The following is a 15,561-nucleotide window of genomic DNA, read 5'->3' as shown; positions in this document are numbered from 1 at the left end:
ACCCTGAATCACAATGAAGTGACTCAGGGTTTTAAATTACATTTTTTCAAGAGAGGGTTGCAAGTTTCCGAGTGCTGGACGGTTGCTTGCGCCAGCGTTATCGCCAGAGCTGTTAGCAGCAGCACCTACTTGCAGCTGGTACATACGGAAGTATCTTCCGCCAAGCGCCATCAGTTCATCGTGGCTGCCGCGTTCTACGATCTCTCCGTGATGCAGGACTAGAATCTGATCTGCACTGCGAATCGTGGATAAGCGGTGAGCGATGATGAAAGTGGTGCGTCCTTTTTTGAGAACTTCCAGCGCATCCTGAATGACGCTTTCCGTTTCTGTATCGATGTTGGAGGTAGCTTCATCTAGAATGAGAATAGCTGGGTCAAAGGAGAGAGCTCTCGCAAAAGAAATCAATTGCCGCTGACCCGCAGATAAAGTACTTCCTTTTTCGATGACAGGTTCATCAAATCCTTGTGGAAGATGAGCGAGTAACTTATCCGCACCAACCTCACGCAAAGCACGTTCTACCCGTTCACGGGAAATTCGTTCATCCCCTAGGCTGACGTTCGAAGCAATGGTGCCCGTGAAGAGGTACGGATCCTGCAGCACGATGCCCATGTGATTCCGCAGCCACTGCTTCGGAATATCCGTAACCTTTTGACCGTCAATCGTAATATCGCCTTTTTGTGGATCATAGAACCGGAACAGCAGATTGATGATTGAGCTTTTGCCGGAACCCGTATGACCTACAAGAGCGACAGTTTCACCCGGGCGTGCTTCAAAGGAGATATCGCGCAGGACGTAGTCTTTTTTATAAGCAAAAGATACATTCTTAAATTCCACTTTCCCTTTGTAGCGTGGCATGGAGCCGTCCGTAACATTCTCTCCAGGTTCATCCATAAGCGTAAACACACGTCCCGCAGATACCATAGAAGTATCCAGGTTCGCCAACTGGTTCACCATACCTGTGATAGGCTGGAACAAACGTCCGAGCACATCGACAAAGGCATACAGAACGCCTAAGGATACAAAGGTTGAACCAGTAATACTGCCATGTCCGAAATACCAAAGCACCATCACAAAAGAGAGACTGCGAAGTGAGTTCACCAGATTGTGGGACGTGAAAGCATTCAGATTTAACATTTTATTCTGATATTTCAAGTAATCATCGTTCAGGTTCTCAAATTCTGCACTAAGCTGCTTCTGACGGCGGAATATCCGGACGATTGACATCCCCTGAATCGATTCATTAATAATGGCGTTAATTTCACTTAGACGTGAGCGAATGATCGTATTGTATTTGGTCGCAATTTTGCGATAGAGCACGATCCACAGCACAAGAATAGGTACAATGAACAAGCTGATCAGACCCAGACGGACATCAAGTAAGAACAGAGCGATATACACGCCAGTTATATTGATAATACCGGTGCTGAAATTGGAGAGGACCGCAATGAATAGATCCTTAATCGCCTCGGTATCATTTGTAACCCGCGACACTACCTTACCAGCAGGCAAATTGTCAAAAAAATGAACGGGTAGTCGCTGGATATGCGCGTATACATCTGTCCGCAGCTTCCGGATTACCTGATTCGCCGAAGATTGCAGCCAGTAGGTTTTTCCGAATTCAGCAAAGATGGAGATTACAAGAAAAATAGCATACATTCCGACCAACTGATAGATCCCAGGAAGCTCGGGTTTGTAAAAAGCGAACAGCTCATCGGCCGACAGCTTAACCGCGGGATAGATAACTTCGTTATCACCACGGGTGATATGCATCTCTCCATCGATGAACTTTCGTTCACCGTCAGGCTGTGTTACAGCTTCGTTAATAAAATAGAAACTTCTCCCTGCTTGAAGAACACGAATTTCTTGGCCTTTAGTTTCATCAGGCTCAAAGCGATCGCCGCGTTTGTATAAATTATTGTTATATTCAGCCGCCTTATCGGGAGACGTAGTGCTGAAATAGGGCTTCTCGATGGCCAGCATGTGATTGTCGATCATGCTTTTGGCTATAAATGGACCTGCCAGCTCTGCCGCTACCCCGATTGAAAGCAGCAGAAGGGCTGCGATAAAGGTTTTCTTTGCGGTCAATGCATATTCCAGCAGGCGTTTGCCTGTACTTTGTGTCAACCGTGACACCTCCTAAAATGTTTTGCGTAGTCGTAGCTCGTTTATTTATGGTTATAGTTTAATCATTTGATAAGTTATTTTCGACTTGCTGCCGATCATATTGTTCACGGTACCAGCCATTCAAATCCAATAGTTCCTGATGTGTACCTCGCTCAACGATTTGTCCGTTATCCAGTACAACAATCATGTCGGCATGTTGGACGGCAGAAAGACGGTGAGTAGAGATTAATGTGGTTTTTCCGGCACGTTCATTCCGGATATTGTCGATAATCTGAGCTTCCGTACGAGCGTCAACGGCTGATAAGGCATCGTCCAGAATAAGAATATCAGGATTAGCGATAAAAGCTCTGGACAGAGAGACACGTTGCTTTTGTCCACCGGAGAGAGATACACCACGTTCACCCACTAGAGTATCCAGACCATCGGACAATGTGCCCAGGTCGTTCTGGAAAGCGGCAGCTGTAATGGCTTGCATAATCGTATCGTCATCGGCGTTGTCTAGACCAAACTGAATGTTTTGCCGAACGGATTTGGAGAAAAGGATTTGCTCTTGTGGAACATAACCCATCCAGCTATGCAGCTGATCCAGGGAAATCTGTTGAATAGGCACGCCAGAGATAAGGATTTCTCCATTACCTGTCGGATATTCGCGGAGCAATTGTTTGAGCAGTGTAGATTTCCCGCTTCCTGTACGCCCGACTACACCTAATGTCTGCCCTTGGTTCAGGGTTAGGTTGACATGGGTTAGATTGTCTATCGTCGAAGAAGGATAACGGAAAGTCACATCGTTAAGCTCGATTCGAGTAGGGTGGGGAACTTGTACGGGATGGGCAGCATTTTGAACATCGGGTTTGGAGTTTAACGTCTCGTCGATACGTTCGAGGGAAGCTCCACCACGCTGCATAATGTTGATCAATTCTCCAATAGCGAACATCGGCCATACAATCATACCGAGGTACATATTAAAGGAGACTAGATCACCCAGTGTGATCTGATTGCGGAATACAAGGTAAATCCCATAAGTAAGACCAATAATGTAGCTGAGTCCGACGCAGAAGCGGATAGTTGGTTCGAAGAAAGCATCGACACGAGCTACGGCCATATTTTTGTTGTAAACATCTTCAGTAATATCCGAGAAACGTTTTTCATCAAGACGCTCTTGGACATAAGCACGGATTACGCGCACACCAGAGACAGATTCGAGCACTTGGTCATTCATATCTCCGAACGCATCCTGCGCTAAGCTGTACCGATCATGAATAGCTTTACCATAAAAAATCATAGCTATTGCAATTAGAGGTAATGGTAATACTGCTGCAAGGGTCAATTTCCAACTTACGAGAAAGCCCATCGCAAACAGCACAACCGTAAGGTAGATTGTAGAATCCACCAGTGTAAGCATCCCGAATCCTACGGTAGCTGAGACGGCTCTGATATCATTGGTTGCCCGGGCCATGAGGTCACCAGTTCTATTTTTTTCGAAGAACGAGGGTGTCATAGTCATAAGATGATTCATAAATCGGGAGCGCAGCAGGCGCTCAACAAGGTTGGAACCTCCGAAAAGTTTGTGCATCCATATGTAGGTAATCCAATAAATAACTAGCAGCAAAATGAAGATCATGCCGATATATTTGGCAAGCGATGCTGTAGTAATCGAACCGCGTACTATGTCGTCAATGGCATTGCCTAGCAGACGTGGAGGGAGTAATTCAAGAACGCCCACACCTATGAGTAATATGAGTCCAATCAGGTAACGCCTTTTTTCTCGGCGAAAAAACCAGCCGAGATCGCGAAGAACAGAGAACAAGTAAATCCCTTCCTTTCAGGTTGTAATGATTGCTTGTGATGCTGATAAAAGCGCAAGTGATTATCTCTTCAGCAAACAAAAAAGGCATATCATCCGAAAACGGACGATATGCCTGTAATTTACAGCTATCATGCGCACGGTGCGTTACAGCACCAAGCATGTGAGAGACCTTCAAGAACTAAAGTTATACGGTCCATAAGACTCGCAAAAACTTCAGGATGGCTTAATCACTTGGGCTGCTTCGGTATTCGGTTGAGTAAAAATTCCAACAATAGTAAAATAATATGGCTGTAACTTCGTAAACACCGCGCTCACCCCTTTCATTAATTTGGTAATAACTAGAAGACGTTTAGTTATGTTCAGAGTTTATCATCCGGTTCGCGAATTTGTCAAACTTAATTTTAAATAGATTGGGAAATCATTAATTGCATAAAGTTGTTTGAATATCGACTTATTTTCGTTATGATTAGAATATACAAAGGAGCTGAGAGAAATGAACATGGAAATTAGTCAAGCAGCGGCAGCTTGGTTTAAGAGAGAATTGGACCTTAAGAATGGAGACTATATTCGTTTATTTCCCCGTTATAGCTCGGGAGGTGGACTTCACCCCGGTTTTTCGCTGGGCATTGCTACAGAAGCACCTGGGCGTCCAGCTATTCAGGTCAAACAGGATGATATTGTGTTCTACATGGAGGAGCAGGACTTGTGGTATATGGAAGGTTATGACCTATCTATCGTATACTCTGAGTCAGAGGATGACATTGAATATAAGTACGAACCAAAGCCGGCATCCGGCGAAGTGCAGGTATAGTTGTCTTAATGATTGTTTATTTTAATCAGGAAAAGCCCTTGCCAAAAGGCAGGGGCTTTTCAAATGCTGTCTTTAAAATGAGGGTATTCCAGTTGGAGATACATAGGTGTTATCAGTGCAAATTGCGAGAGGTTTCTTCCTCCAGAGCGAAGTCGAAGTCGTCAATATCGTACACCTGAACTGGAACTCCACCCTCGATGATCCGTTGAATCAATTCAAATTGATCCGTTAGGATAGGTACTTTCTCACGTTGTGAGGACAGCAGAAGCTCTGTTTCGATGGGATCGAACATCTCACCGTAGGCAGCGGTATCCATACTGTTAATGATGGTGATTTTGGATTGCCCGCCAAGGAGAATACCTGAGCTTTTCGCCCAAGGCACAGCTAAACAGCGGTTGATCTTCTTCGCGTTGAGCGGTTCTTCAAAATAAGCAATGAGCTCACTTATCTTCAACTTAACATGCTTGTCGTCGTCCGGACGGTTCATCAACGGATCATCGCTGTCTCGCAGTTCGTATAGTTCCATCACGGTAGTATAAGGCACTATATATTCTACAGGGCTGCTCGATACGAGAAGCTGGCCGTAAATCGCCATCATGACGGCTTCCGTCACAAATTGTCTAGACATCGTTATCCTCCTGAAGTTCGGTACTGCAATTGTACTTATGATCTAAAATTATAAAAACACTGTAGAGAGCAAAAGTCAACTGTACTTAGCAACTCACTAAAGAGAAGGGACAGAATATTCCTGTGAAGCAATGGAAATCATATTTTACTTTTGTACGACCTTATATGAAATTGATTGTGTTTACGCTGTTTATCGGCATGATCAAATTCAGTATTCCGCTAACACTGCCAATGATTCTGAAATACGTGGTCGATGACCTCCTAATGAACCCGAGCATGGGGATTGAGGAACGGGTATCACATTTGATGCTTATTTTGGGTGGTGCCTTAATTTTATTTGTTATCGTAAGAGGGCCCGTAGAGTATTATCGCCAATACTTTGCTCAGCTTATCACAAGTAAAGTGTTGTTCGATATGCGAAATAAGCTTTACAGTCATTTACAGCGGCTGTCACTGCGGTATTATCAGAATACCAAGGTGGGAGAAGCCATCTCCAGATTTATTAACGATGTTGAGCAGACCAAAAATTTGGTCGAAGTCGGCATGATGAATGTATGGCTCGACACGTTTACACTAGTTTTTGCTTTGGGATTTATGTTTTATTTAAATCCGGTGCTGGCGCTCGTGTCTATCTCGGTATTACCTTTTTACGCAATTGCAGTTAACAAATTGTATAAGCGGCTTAAGCTGTTAACGAAAGATCGTTCCCAAGCTCTGGCTGGCATTCAAGGTTATCTCCATGAACGGATTCAAGGGATATCAATCATCCGCAGCTTTACGATGGAAAAAGTGGATCAGAAGCAGTTTGAGGACATCAACGGTAACTTTCTTAAAAAAGCGATGGCGCAAACCCGCTGGAATGCTATGACCTTCGCAATTATTAATACATTAACGGATATAGCACCTCTTTTGGTCATCGGATATGGTGGTTATCAGGTCATTCATGGCAATTTGACAGTAGGTACCTTTGTAGCTTTCTTTGGCTATCTGGACCGGATGTATTCCCCGCTGCGGAGATTGATTAATTCCTCGACGGTGCTTACGCAAGCCTCTGCTTCTCTTGAACGGGTGCTTGAGCTGCTGAATGAGCCTTATGATATTGTAGACAAGCCGGGAGCAAAAGTGCTAAAGGATTCACGTGGTGAGATTGCTTTTGAGAATGTATGGTTTAAATATAACGAAGAGAATGATTGGGTCTTAAAAGATATTAATCTGAGTATTCAGCCCGGACAGACCATTGCGTTCGTCGGAATGAGCGGTGGAGGAAAGTCCTCCCTTATAAGCTTGATCCCGAGATTCTATGACATCAGTAAAGGCAGCCTCCAAATGGATGGTTATGATATACAGGAATTAACACAGGAAAGCTTGCGTAGGTCTGTCGGCATGGTCCTGCAAGATAATTTCTTATTCAGCGGATCTGTGCGTGAGAATATTTTGTTCGGTAATCCTAATGCCACGGAAGAAGAGGTCATTTCAGCAGCAAAAGCTGCCAATGCGCATGATTTTATTGAGCAGCTGCCACTGGGTTATGAGACAGAAGTGGGAGAACGTGGTGTTAAGCTATCCGGAGGACAGAAGCAGCGGGTTGCTATCGCAAGGGTATTTCTCAAGGATCCGAAGGTTCTTATATTAGACGAAGCTACTTCGGCGCTGGATCTGGAATCGGAGCATTTAATTCAACAAGCGCTGCAGTCTCTTTCTTCGGAACGTACTACACTAATTGTAGCGCATAGACTGTCAACGATTACACATGCGGATCAGATTGTCGTACTTGAGAATGGTGAAATTACTGAACGGGGTACGCATGAACAGCTGATGGCGATAGAGGGTAGTTATGCGCGATTATTTAACGTACAGCATTTAGACGCTTAATATTTTTTTGGAAAAATACTTGAACACGTTAGTGGTCCTCTCGAAAGAGAAGGCCACTTTTTTTGAATTCCAATCAGGGTGGCGGCACACAGTAACTTATACTATGGCAAAAATTCTAAACGGAATCTGAGTCTTTTCGGAGATCATGTGCGTCTAAAGCTTATAAACATCATGAAAGGAAGTGAGGAACGTGAATAAAACCACGCTTGAGGAAAAGGCGATAGCAGGTGATGAAGACAGCTTTACTGCGCTTATTGAAGGCATGCAGGAGCGTTTATACCGAATGGCCTACTCCTATGTGCGGAATCAAGAGGATGCACTGGAGATTGTGCAGGAGACCGTCTTCAAAGCCTATATCTCCATTCATAAATTGAAGCAACCGCAATATTTTAAAACTTGGCTCACCAAGATCGCTGTCAACTGTGCGCTGGACTTTATCCGTAAATCTAAAAAAATCGTGTATATAGATCAAGAGCTGGGAGGCAGCTATGCTCCGAAATCTAGGGAAGAAGTTATGGACTTGCATGAAGCGCTCAGCGGCCTTGATGAAAAATCAAGAATGGTGATTGTGATGAGATATTTGGAGGACTTGCCCATAAAGGAAATTGCAGAAGTTCTCGATATGCCCCTGAGCAGTGTCAAAACCGTTATTTATAGAGGTTTGGAAAAATTAAAAATAAGTATGGAGGAGAGTGAGTACTTTGGATAAGCAACTAGAACGTCTACAGCAAGCCTATAATGAGATTGAAATTCCTAAAGAACTATCATTCGCTTCTCGTAAAGGAATTGAAAGAGGGAAAATCTATAAACAGAAAAATAGTTCTTCAAAACGTGCCTTGAAATGGACAGGATCAGTAGCTGCGGCTGTATTGATTTCTTTTACGGTGGGTGTAAATACGGTTCCTGCTTTTGCGAGTAGTATGGATCAAATACCGGTTCTAGGTAAGCTGGTCAGTGTTCTGCAATTTACGGAAGGAAGTGCAGGTGGTGGAACCATTCAGGATGGAGTAGATGTGAACTTTATTTCGGTGAAACAATTGAAGAATAGCGATCAATTGATTTTGAATTTTGCAAATCCAGATGAAACACAACAGTTAGCAAGCTCATATAACGTAAAGTTTACGGAAAATCCGGCAACAATGACGATTACAGTAAGTGGGGCGAGAAAATTCTCAGCAGTCAAAGATCTGGAGACATTAAAACAAAGCCGATATGTCCAGGATGCTTATCCACTAATTACGCTAGATGATTCGGCTATTCGGTTCAATGTCACGCTTACGGACTCGGTTGCTTATGAGGTAAAGGAATATAAAGAGCCAGCACAGGTAGTGATTACGTTAAAAGAGAAAGGAGACGAAGTAAAAGGGGGCTCTGTATATTCGTTAAGAACGGTCTCACAGCCTTCTGGTGAGGCGCTGGGTATGGCTGAAGAAATGTTATATGGGTTAGAGGATGTGCGGATGTTAAAGGATGAGAAGGGCTTATATCTCGTGGAAGCAGGATATTTTAATACAGAAGAAGAGGCTTTGAAGCAGTTGCAGAAAATTAAGACAGAGTATGGCGTTGAAGATTTATTAGTCGTTGAAAAAAGAGCGGTGCAGCAAATTCCGCAGTCCATTTCTCAGGTGGAGGAATAGTGATGTAGTGGCTTCTATAAAAGGCACACAAAAAAGACCGCCAAAAGCGGTCTTTTTTGTGTGCTGTTCTATTACATTTTGCCGATCATAAGTGATAAAATGCCGGCTGCGATCAGCGGACCGACCGGAACGCCTTTAAATAACGCAACCCCGATCACCGTGCCAATCAGTAGACCTGCAACAACTGTGGGTTGGTTGGTCATGAGCGTAGCACCGCGGCCTCCAAGAAAAGCGACAAGAATGCCGATAGCGATAGCAAGCAAGGACTTCCAGTGCAAGAAGGATTGACCGACTGTCTGCAGCGATATTTTGCCGCTGGCTAATGGGGTCATGACCCCGATGGTCAGGATGATAATCCCGATGGTTAAACCGTATTTTTCTAGCCAAGGAAAAGTTTGCTGTAAGCCAAGTACTCTTAGCAATAATAGGACGACCATTGCTATTGTTACAGGGGAATTGCTGCTGATAATTCCAAGCGCTGCAAGTCCAAGCAAAAGCAAAGAGGTCATGTCCATCTTAATGTTTCAACTCCTTAGGATTAGAACTTTCTTTTGACACAATGTGATCTGCAATAAGCTTACCATGCCCTCTTCCGGTCTCAATAAACACTTCGTTAGCATTGCGGCCGGAGGCGATTACTCCAGCAACATACAACCCTGGAACATTACTTTCCATGGTAGAGGTGTTAAAAGCAGGCTTATCCATGTCGTCATCCATGATCACACCCGCTGAAGTGAGGAGGGTACGGCTCGGACGGAAGCCAGTCAAGGCAAGAACGAAATCATTATCCAATGCTTTCTTGTCCCCCTTATGATCCGTAACAATTACTGAGCTTGCAGTAATTTCAGTGACACGCGAGCCTAAGTGCAGAGTGATTTTCCCTTTTTGCACCATGCCTTCAAAGATTGGCCGAACCCAAGGTTTAATATTCTCTGAGATGCTTTCACCACGATATACCATATCTACCGTAGCTCCTACACGCATAAGCTCCAGTGCTGCATCTACTGCGGAATTACTGCCGCCAATTACAGTTACCTTCATTCCCGTGTAAGGATGGGCTTCACCGAAATAATGAGTAACTTTAGGTAGTTCTTCACCTGGAATGCCAATCATATTCGGCTGATCAAAATAACCTGTTGCTATAACTACATTTGCAGTGATACGTTTCTGATGCTCACCACGCATATTTGACGTATGTACGGCAAAGGTTCCATCTTCAAGCGGCTCAATGGATAAAGCTTCTTCATAAGCGGCGATCTCTAGACCATATTGCTCGGCGGCTCGGCGATAATAGACAAGCGCTTCATGACGGTAAGGCTTGTCGTTCGTCGAAGTGAAAGGAACATCCCCGATTTCTAATAACTGAGCCGTACTGAAAAATTGCATATTTGTTGGATACAAATAAATGGAGTGCACAATAAAGCTTTTTTCAATGATAAGGCTGGACAGGCCTTGGCGTTGGCATTCGATAGCTGCCGAGAGGCCGCAAGGACCTGCACCGATAATAATGACATCTTTCATAAAGCGGGTTACCTCCTGATTGTTACTATCTTTTCTTTAAATCCTACCCTAAATTCATGAATTTTTCCATAAGAGCAGATTGAGTATAATAACCATTGCAAGAACAACGTTGATTATTATATAATTAGATATATATCTAATGTATCAATTTATTGTGAAATTCTAGGAGCGTGAACCCAGTGCAGTTGGAGAAAATCGTGAGTTATCATAAAGCTTTAGCTGATCCAACGCGTCTTCGCTTATTGTTGCTTTTGTCCCAAGGAGAAATGCACGGGCAAGCGCTGGCTGAAAAGTTGAATTTATCGCAGCCTACAGTCACTCATCATGCGGCTAAATTACGTGAAGCGGCTCTAATAAAGGAAAGACGCGACAAAAATACAGTTTACTTTAAACTGAATCCGGAGTTTATCAATAATGGGGCTGAAGCTTCACTGCAATTTATTTTTTCGAAAGGAGCTGAGAATATGGAAGAGCAATTGCCTGAGAATAGTCTTCAGGATACTGTAATCCGTAATTTTTTCTCTAAAGATGGACGGCTGCGGCAAATTCCCGCACAATACAAGAAGAAATTGATAGCGCTTCAATACATGGTTGAGAAGCTGGAGCCAGGTGTTGTTTATACGGAAAAGGAAATCAATGAGTTTATTAAGCAGTTTCATGAAGATTTTGCCACTATTCGTCGTGAATTCATCATGCATCAGTTTATGTATCGTGAGAAGGACAAGTATGAACTAAATCCTCGAGAAGTATGGACTCGGTGGGAATATGTCAAATAATGATCTTTTAAATATTAACATTCTGTGTCGATTTGAAATGTACTGATTAATTATTCGAATTTCGAATAAAATGGAATTGTAAGCGTTATCTGAGACATATTTAGAAAGGAGACTTTCGTTATGTTATTTAAACGCACAAAAAAGCAACCCAAATCAGATCATGTAACCGTCACATTACCTCAAGTGAAACAGGCGATTCGAAAGTTCGAAGAAGATATGCCTGGACCTATTAATAGAACAGCATTAATCTTAGAGGACAAAAGAATCGATATGAGTCGTCTGAAACGTTATTTAGGTGGAATACCCGAACGGAATTTCTATATGTCTCGAGAGACCTATGAAATTTTCGAGGAAGAAGACAAGTTAGTGCCGTATTATCTGGATTTAGTTCAGGCTGCTGTAGACAGTTATATTAGTGATACAGGCAAGCTACCGCTGCTTGAAGACACCTGGTTGCCAGAGGTTCATTATCGGTTGTTATCTACAGAAAGTTATCTGAAAGAAACACCTCCTTTTCCGCTGTATATTACGGATGAAGAAATGATGCTGACCCATCGGGCAGAGCATTTCGAGTAAAGGAATGACGCAGATACGAATCTTCACAAAGACTGTTCAGTAAAAGGGAAGCCACAAATCCTTTTTGTTGAATAGTCTTTTCTTTGTCTCTTAAGGCATAGTACAATTACATTCTGTAGGTTAAGTTTGAAAATTAACAGCATGTAAGGGGAATTGCTTGATGAAGGAAGTACAAGCTATTTTATTTGATCTGGACAATACTTTAATGGATCGCGACTATACATTTCGCAGCTTTAGCACTCAGTTCGTGCAGGATTTTCTTGGGCATCTTGAACCTGCGGAAGCGCAGGCCGTGATCGAGGATATGATCCACAGAGATGCTGATGGCTACCGTGATAAAGACGGATTTTTCTTAGAACTTAGTGAGATCCTGCCTTGGGAAAAGCCTGTGACGGCTGAACATATCCGAGCGTATTATGATGCGAGCTACATCAATCATGGTGCAGCCATGGAGCATGCTTTGGAGGTTCTGGAGTATTGCGTGGAGCGTGGATATACTTTGGGGCTGGTCACCAACGGTAAAAAAGAAATCCAGAACACCAAAATTGATATTCTCGGCCTGCGAGAGTACTTCAAGGCTATAGTTATATCTGGAGAAGTTGGCATTGCGAAGCCTGACCCTGCGATTTATCAATTAGCTTTAGACAGGCTGGGTGCCTCTGCGGATCAAACCTTGTTTATAGGGGATCATCCGGTAAATGATATCTGGGGTGCAGGAAAGGCTGGCCTTGAAGGGATATGGCTGCAAAGAAAACATCCTTGGGATGATCAGCTGGACATCCAACCTTGGAAAATGATCCGTGAGCTGAAAGAATTAAAGGCTATTTTGTAATCTGGAAAATTTGGGGTTGACATTTTACTGCTGCACCAATTATGATAACAGCATCTTAAATTTCGGAAGGAGACGATGTTTTATGACAGTTTTAAATGTAATGAACTCAACTGTTGTGGATACGTGTCTTCCGGGAACAGCTGCTGCCGAATAATTGATTCGGGCAGTTTAGCAGGTAAGCTCAATTACGCTTATTAGAGCCACCGGGAACCGTATAGGGTCCGGTGGCTTTTTTGCGTGTGTAGAAAGATTGGATTTGGTGTAATAAATCCACATGTCTACATACCGCCGCCGGAGTCTTTATTTCCGGCGGCTTTTTGTGTTCTCGGAAAACGCCAAGGGGCAAGAAAAAACATAAACATATCTTTTAGGAGGAAATGAATGAATAGCATAAAGCAATATGGTTGGAATGAAAACTGGAGTACAAAATGGAATGAAAAGTGGAGTCATGCAGAGGATAAACAATTTATTCCCGGGAGAATCGTTGGTGACTTTGGCAGTAAGTACAAGGTGTTAACTGATGTAGGAGAGACGTGGGGAGAGCTTGCCGGGAAGCTGAGACACACATTTGTAGCCTCGGGTGATTTTCCTGCCATTGGAGACTGGGTAGCATTGGCGATGCAAGATGGCGGCGAGCATGGAATCATACATGGCGTATTGCCTCGGCAGAGTGTGATCTCACGCAAGGTCGCAGGAAATACACAAGATGAGCAAATTGTTGCCTCCAATGTAGACACATTATTTCTGGTCAGCGCGTTGAATGATGACTTTAATGTTCGCCGGATGGAGAGATATCTGATCATGGCTTGGAATAGTGGGGCAAATCCAGTTATTCTACTCACTAAAGCGGATCTTTGTCATGATGCAGACAGTAAAATCGCTGAAATGGAGAGCGCGGCTCCCGGAGTATCAGTACATGCTGTTAGTGCAATACAAGATGAAGGACGCGAGAAGCTGCTGCCTTACATTGGTGAGGGTCAAACAGTAGCTCTTACGGGCTCTTCCGGTTGTGGGAAGTCGACAATGGTCAACTGGCTATGCGGGAAGAACCTTCAGATTACGCAGGATGTTAGAGAAGGGGATAGCCGCGGACGTCATACTACTACCCACCGTGAACTGTTTGTTTTGCCGGATGGGGGGATTATCGTAGATACACCGGGGATGCGGGAGCTGCAGCTCTGGGAAGATGAAGGTGGTCTTGATCTAGCGTTTAGTGATATCAGCGGTCTAGCTTCTAAGTGCCGGTTTAGTAACTGTAGACATGAACGCGAAGAGGGCTGTGCTGTACTGGAAGCAGTCCAAACAGGTGAACTGGAAGAGAAGAGACTATTCAACTACCGAAAAACACAACGAGAAGTATTGTACCAAAATAATAAAGAAGCCAAGCTTAAGAGAAAAAGCGCAGCTTCCACTAAAGTGAGTTCATCCAGAACCAGAGGATACGGATGGCGTAAAGAGCTGGATGAATATTAAAAAGAATTGATATAACGGCATAGACATTGAAAAAGGGCGCCCATTAGCTTTTGACAGCTAAGGGGCGCCCTTCATTATTGAATTGAATCTAAACGGTTATGGTTTAGAAGGATGCAGCAGTTTCCTTAGCCAGTTGCAATCCGTTTTCAATGATTTCAGCGGATTGTGCTGGAAGTTGGTTGTGGCCTTCGATGATTACTTGTGTAATATCTTTAATTCCCCACAGGTTAAGGTTACCAACGATGAAGTTTACTGCCATTTCAGCACTTGCAGCAGGACCTTCAGAGTAGATACCGCCTCTTGCATTCAGAACGATTGCTTTTTTACCTGTCAAAAGACCAACTGGACCTTCAGCAGTGTAAGAGAATGTTTTACCAGCTTGGCAAAGGTAATCTACATAAGTGTGCAATACAGCAGGTACAGTCATGTTCCACAGTGGGAAACCGAATACTACCTTATCTGCAGCGATGAACTGATTAAGATATTTATTAACGATAGCGGCACCAGCTGCTTCCTCAGGTGTTGCTTCGTATCCTTGAGCGGCTTTATACATACCAGTGATCAGGGTATTGTCGTAGTATGGAAGTTGCTCTGCGAACAGATCAAGCTCAGTGATTTCATCTTCTGGGTGGTTGAGTTTGTAGCTCTCCAAGAATTCATTGTACAGCTTAACACTTACGGATTGTTCTGCTGGACGGTTGTTTGCTTTAATAAATAGAACTTTAGACATTATGATTTCTCCCTTGCATGTGTGTATTTAATATTAACTATATTTAATATAGCATGTAATCTTTTGTTTGTAAATTATTTTTTTGTTCTTGAAATTTGTTTGCGCTTAAGGAGTTTGAAAAAATGAAAACAAGGTTAATAGGTGATACAAGAGAACAGGAAATAATTTCCTGTCTCTATAAGTTCCAGAATGATCTAAAAGGAGCGATTGACATGTCCATCGATCGGTTTATCATTAAAAAATTGGACAGCTGTCACGAAGAGCATACGCGTCAGAATTTAGTGAAGCTATTTAGACTTCGAATCCAGAAAGCTGAAAAAGCAGAGCAGAAGAATTACAAGATCAGCTGATAATTGCTGAGCTCTTCTTAATAGTAGATTTTTCGCTGAACGAGACAGAGTCCTTGGGTTAAAAAAGTCCGTAAATATAGCAGAGCAGTGATCCTCCCGTTAAGGGGGGATCACTGCTCTGCGTTTTTTAGTCCTGGCAGATTGCTTCAGCATAAAGGGGCAGCAAATGAAAGCCAACCTACGACAAACGTCACTTTTGGCAGGTGACATAGTAGGGTCAGGCCACCTGATACATCTAATCTGCTAACCAATGCAAAGTCATTTGTTGAGTTACATACCAAGTCAACTGCTAAGTTACACACTGAGTCAGTCACACGCCAAGTTAACGGCTAAGTTACTAACTGAGTCACATAACTAGTAACGTGTAGGTTACTAACTGAGTCACACATTAAGTCAACCGCTAAACGACTTACTAAGCCACACAA

15 protein-coding genes are annotated in these 15,561 nt (G+C 43.3%); 9 read left to right on the top strand and 6 right to left on the bottom strand.

The window, feature by feature from the left end; genetic code table 11:
• Positions 1 to 36: 36 nt before the first annotated feature.
• Both MHI32_RS17370 and MHI32_RS17365 read right to left on the bottom strand, forming a co-directional pair.
• A complete protein-coding gene (locus tag MHI32_RS17370; protein WP_340010377.1) occupies positions 37 to 2,124 on the bottom strand; it encodes an ABC transporter ATP-binding protein in 2,088 nt (695 codons plus the stop codon).
• Between the two features lie 58 nt (positions 2,125 to 2,182).
• Entirely contained in the window at positions 2,183 to 3,931 is a 1,749-nt protein-coding gene (locus MHI32_RS17365) for an ABC transporter transmembrane domain-containing protein (RefSeq protein WP_076184456.1), read from the bottom strand.
• Positions 3,932 to 4,424: 493 nt separating this feature from the next.
• On the opposite strand from MHI32_RS17365, the gene MHI32_RS17360 reads away from it, so the two are divergent.
• Positions 4,425 to 4,742 (top strand): HesB/YadR/YfhF family protein, encoded by a 318-nt coding sequence (locus MHI32_RS17360; protein WP_076304075.1) that lies wholly within the window; start codon positions 4,425 to 4,427, stop codon positions 4,740 to 4,742.
• Between the two features lie 112 nt (positions 4,743 to 4,854).
• On the opposite strand, the gene MHI32_RS17355 is transcribed toward MHI32_RS17360, so the two are convergent.
• Positions 4,855 to 5,370: a hypothetical protein gene (locus tag MHI32_RS17355; protein WP_036688017.1), complete on the bottom strand. Its 516-nt coding sequence runs from the start codon at positions 5,368 to 5,370 to the stop codon at positions 4,855 to 4,857.
• 122 nt (positions 5,371 to 5,492) lie between these two features.
• Between MHI32_RS17355 and MHI32_RS17350 the strand changes: the two genes are divergently transcribed.
• The 3 genes from MHI32_RS17350 (at position 5,493) to MHI32_RS17340 (ending at position 8,878) form a co-directional block, all read left to right on the top strand.
• On the top strand, positions 5,493 to 7,241 hold the full coding sequence (locus MHI32_RS17350) for an ABC transporter ATP-binding protein (protein ID WP_076128337.1): 1,749 nt from the start codon (positions 5,493 to 5,495) through the stop codon (positions 7,239 to 7,241).
• Positions 7,242 to 7,431: 190 nt separating this feature from the next.
• Positions 7,432 to 7,950, top strand: coding sequence for a sigma-70 family RNA polymerase sigma factor (locus MHI32_RS17345; protein ID WP_340010374.1), 519 nt, complete (start codon positions 7,432 to 7,434; stop codon positions 7,948 to 7,950).
• Positions 7,943 to 8,878, top strand: a complete 936-nt coding sequence (locus tag MHI32_RS17340; protein ID WP_076128342.1) for a DUF4179 domain-containing protein — start codon at positions 7,943 to 7,945, stop codon at positions 8,876 to 8,878. Before MHI32_RS17345 ends, MHI32_RS17340 begins: the two co-directional genes overlap by 8 nt.
• Before the next feature lie 71 nt (positions 8,879 to 8,949).
• On the opposite strand, the gene MHI32_RS17335 is transcribed toward MHI32_RS17340, so the two are convergent.
• Positions 8,950 to 9,393 carry a DUF441 domain-containing protein gene (locus MHI32_RS17335; RefSeq protein WP_036688009.1) on the bottom strand — a complete coding sequence of 148 codons (444 nt, stop codon included), beginning with the start codon at positions 9,391 to 9,393 and terminating at the stop codon, positions 8,950 to 8,952.
• A 1-nt stretch (position 9,394) separates the two neighbouring features.
• The gene (locus MHI32_RS17330; RefSeq protein ID WP_036688007.1) at positions 9,395 to 10,399 is read right to left on the bottom strand and encodes a YpdA family putative bacillithiol disulfide reductase; all 1,005 of its coding nucleotides are present in this window, start codon (positions 10,397 to 10,399) and stop codon (positions 9,395 to 9,397) included.
• A 179-nt stretch (positions 10,400 to 10,578) separates the two neighbouring features.
• On the opposite strand from MHI32_RS17330, the gene MHI32_RS17325 reads away from it, so the two are divergent.
• From MHI32_RS17325 to rsgA, 4 genes are all read left to right on the top strand, one after another.
• Entirely contained in the window at positions 10,579 to 11,175 is a 597-nt protein-coding gene (locus tag MHI32_RS17325) for a metalloregulator ArsR/SmtB family transcription factor (RefSeq protein ID WP_036688006.1), read from the top strand.
• A gap of 120 nt (positions 11,176 to 11,295) precedes the next feature.
• Positions 11,296 to 11,751 carry a DUF3939 domain-containing protein gene (locus MHI32_RS17320; protein ID WP_036688004.1) on the top strand — a complete coding sequence of 152 codons (456 nt, stop codon included), beginning with the start codon at positions 11,296 to 11,298 and terminating at the stop codon, positions 11,749 to 11,751.
• A 160-nt stretch (positions 11,752 to 11,911) separates the two neighbouring features.
• Positions 11,912 to 12,583, top strand: coding sequence for an HAD family hydrolase (locus MHI32_RS17315; RefSeq protein WP_076128347.1), 672 nt, complete (start codon positions 11,912 to 11,914; stop codon positions 12,581 to 12,583).
• A 381-nt stretch (positions 12,584 to 12,964) separates the two neighbouring features.
• A complete protein-coding gene (gene rsgA, locus MHI32_RS17310) occupies positions 12,965 to 14,056 on the top strand; it encodes a ribosome small subunit-dependent GTPase A (protein WP_076128350.1) in 1,092 nt (363 codons plus the stop codon).
• Between the two features lie 103 nt (positions 14,057 to 14,159).
• Here rsgA and MHI32_RS17305 read toward each other — a convergent pair whose 3' ends face one another.
• The gene (locus MHI32_RS17305; RefSeq protein WP_076128352.1) at positions 14,160 to 14,786 is read right to left on the bottom strand and encodes an FMN-dependent NADH-azoreductase; all 627 of its coding nucleotides are present in this window, start codon (positions 14,784 to 14,786) and stop codon (positions 14,160 to 14,162) included.
• A 122-nt stretch (positions 14,787 to 14,908) separates the two neighbouring features.
• Here MHI32_RS17305 and MHI32_RS17300 point away from each other — a divergent pair, with 122 nt between their 5' ends.
• Entirely contained in the window at positions 14,909 to 15,136 is a 228-nt protein-coding gene (locus MHI32_RS17300) for a hypothetical protein (protein ID WP_038571602.1), read from the top strand.
• Positions 15,137 to 15,561 lie beyond the last annotated feature (425 nt).

This window comes from Paenibacillus sp. FSL H7-0690 (genome assembly GCF_037980415.1).
Taxonomy (GTDB): Bacteria; Bacillota; Bacilli; order Paenibacillales; family Paenibacillaceae; genus Paenibacillus_AQ; species Paenibacillus_AQ odorifer.
This window is presented reverse-complemented; position numbering and strand designations above follow the sequence as displayed.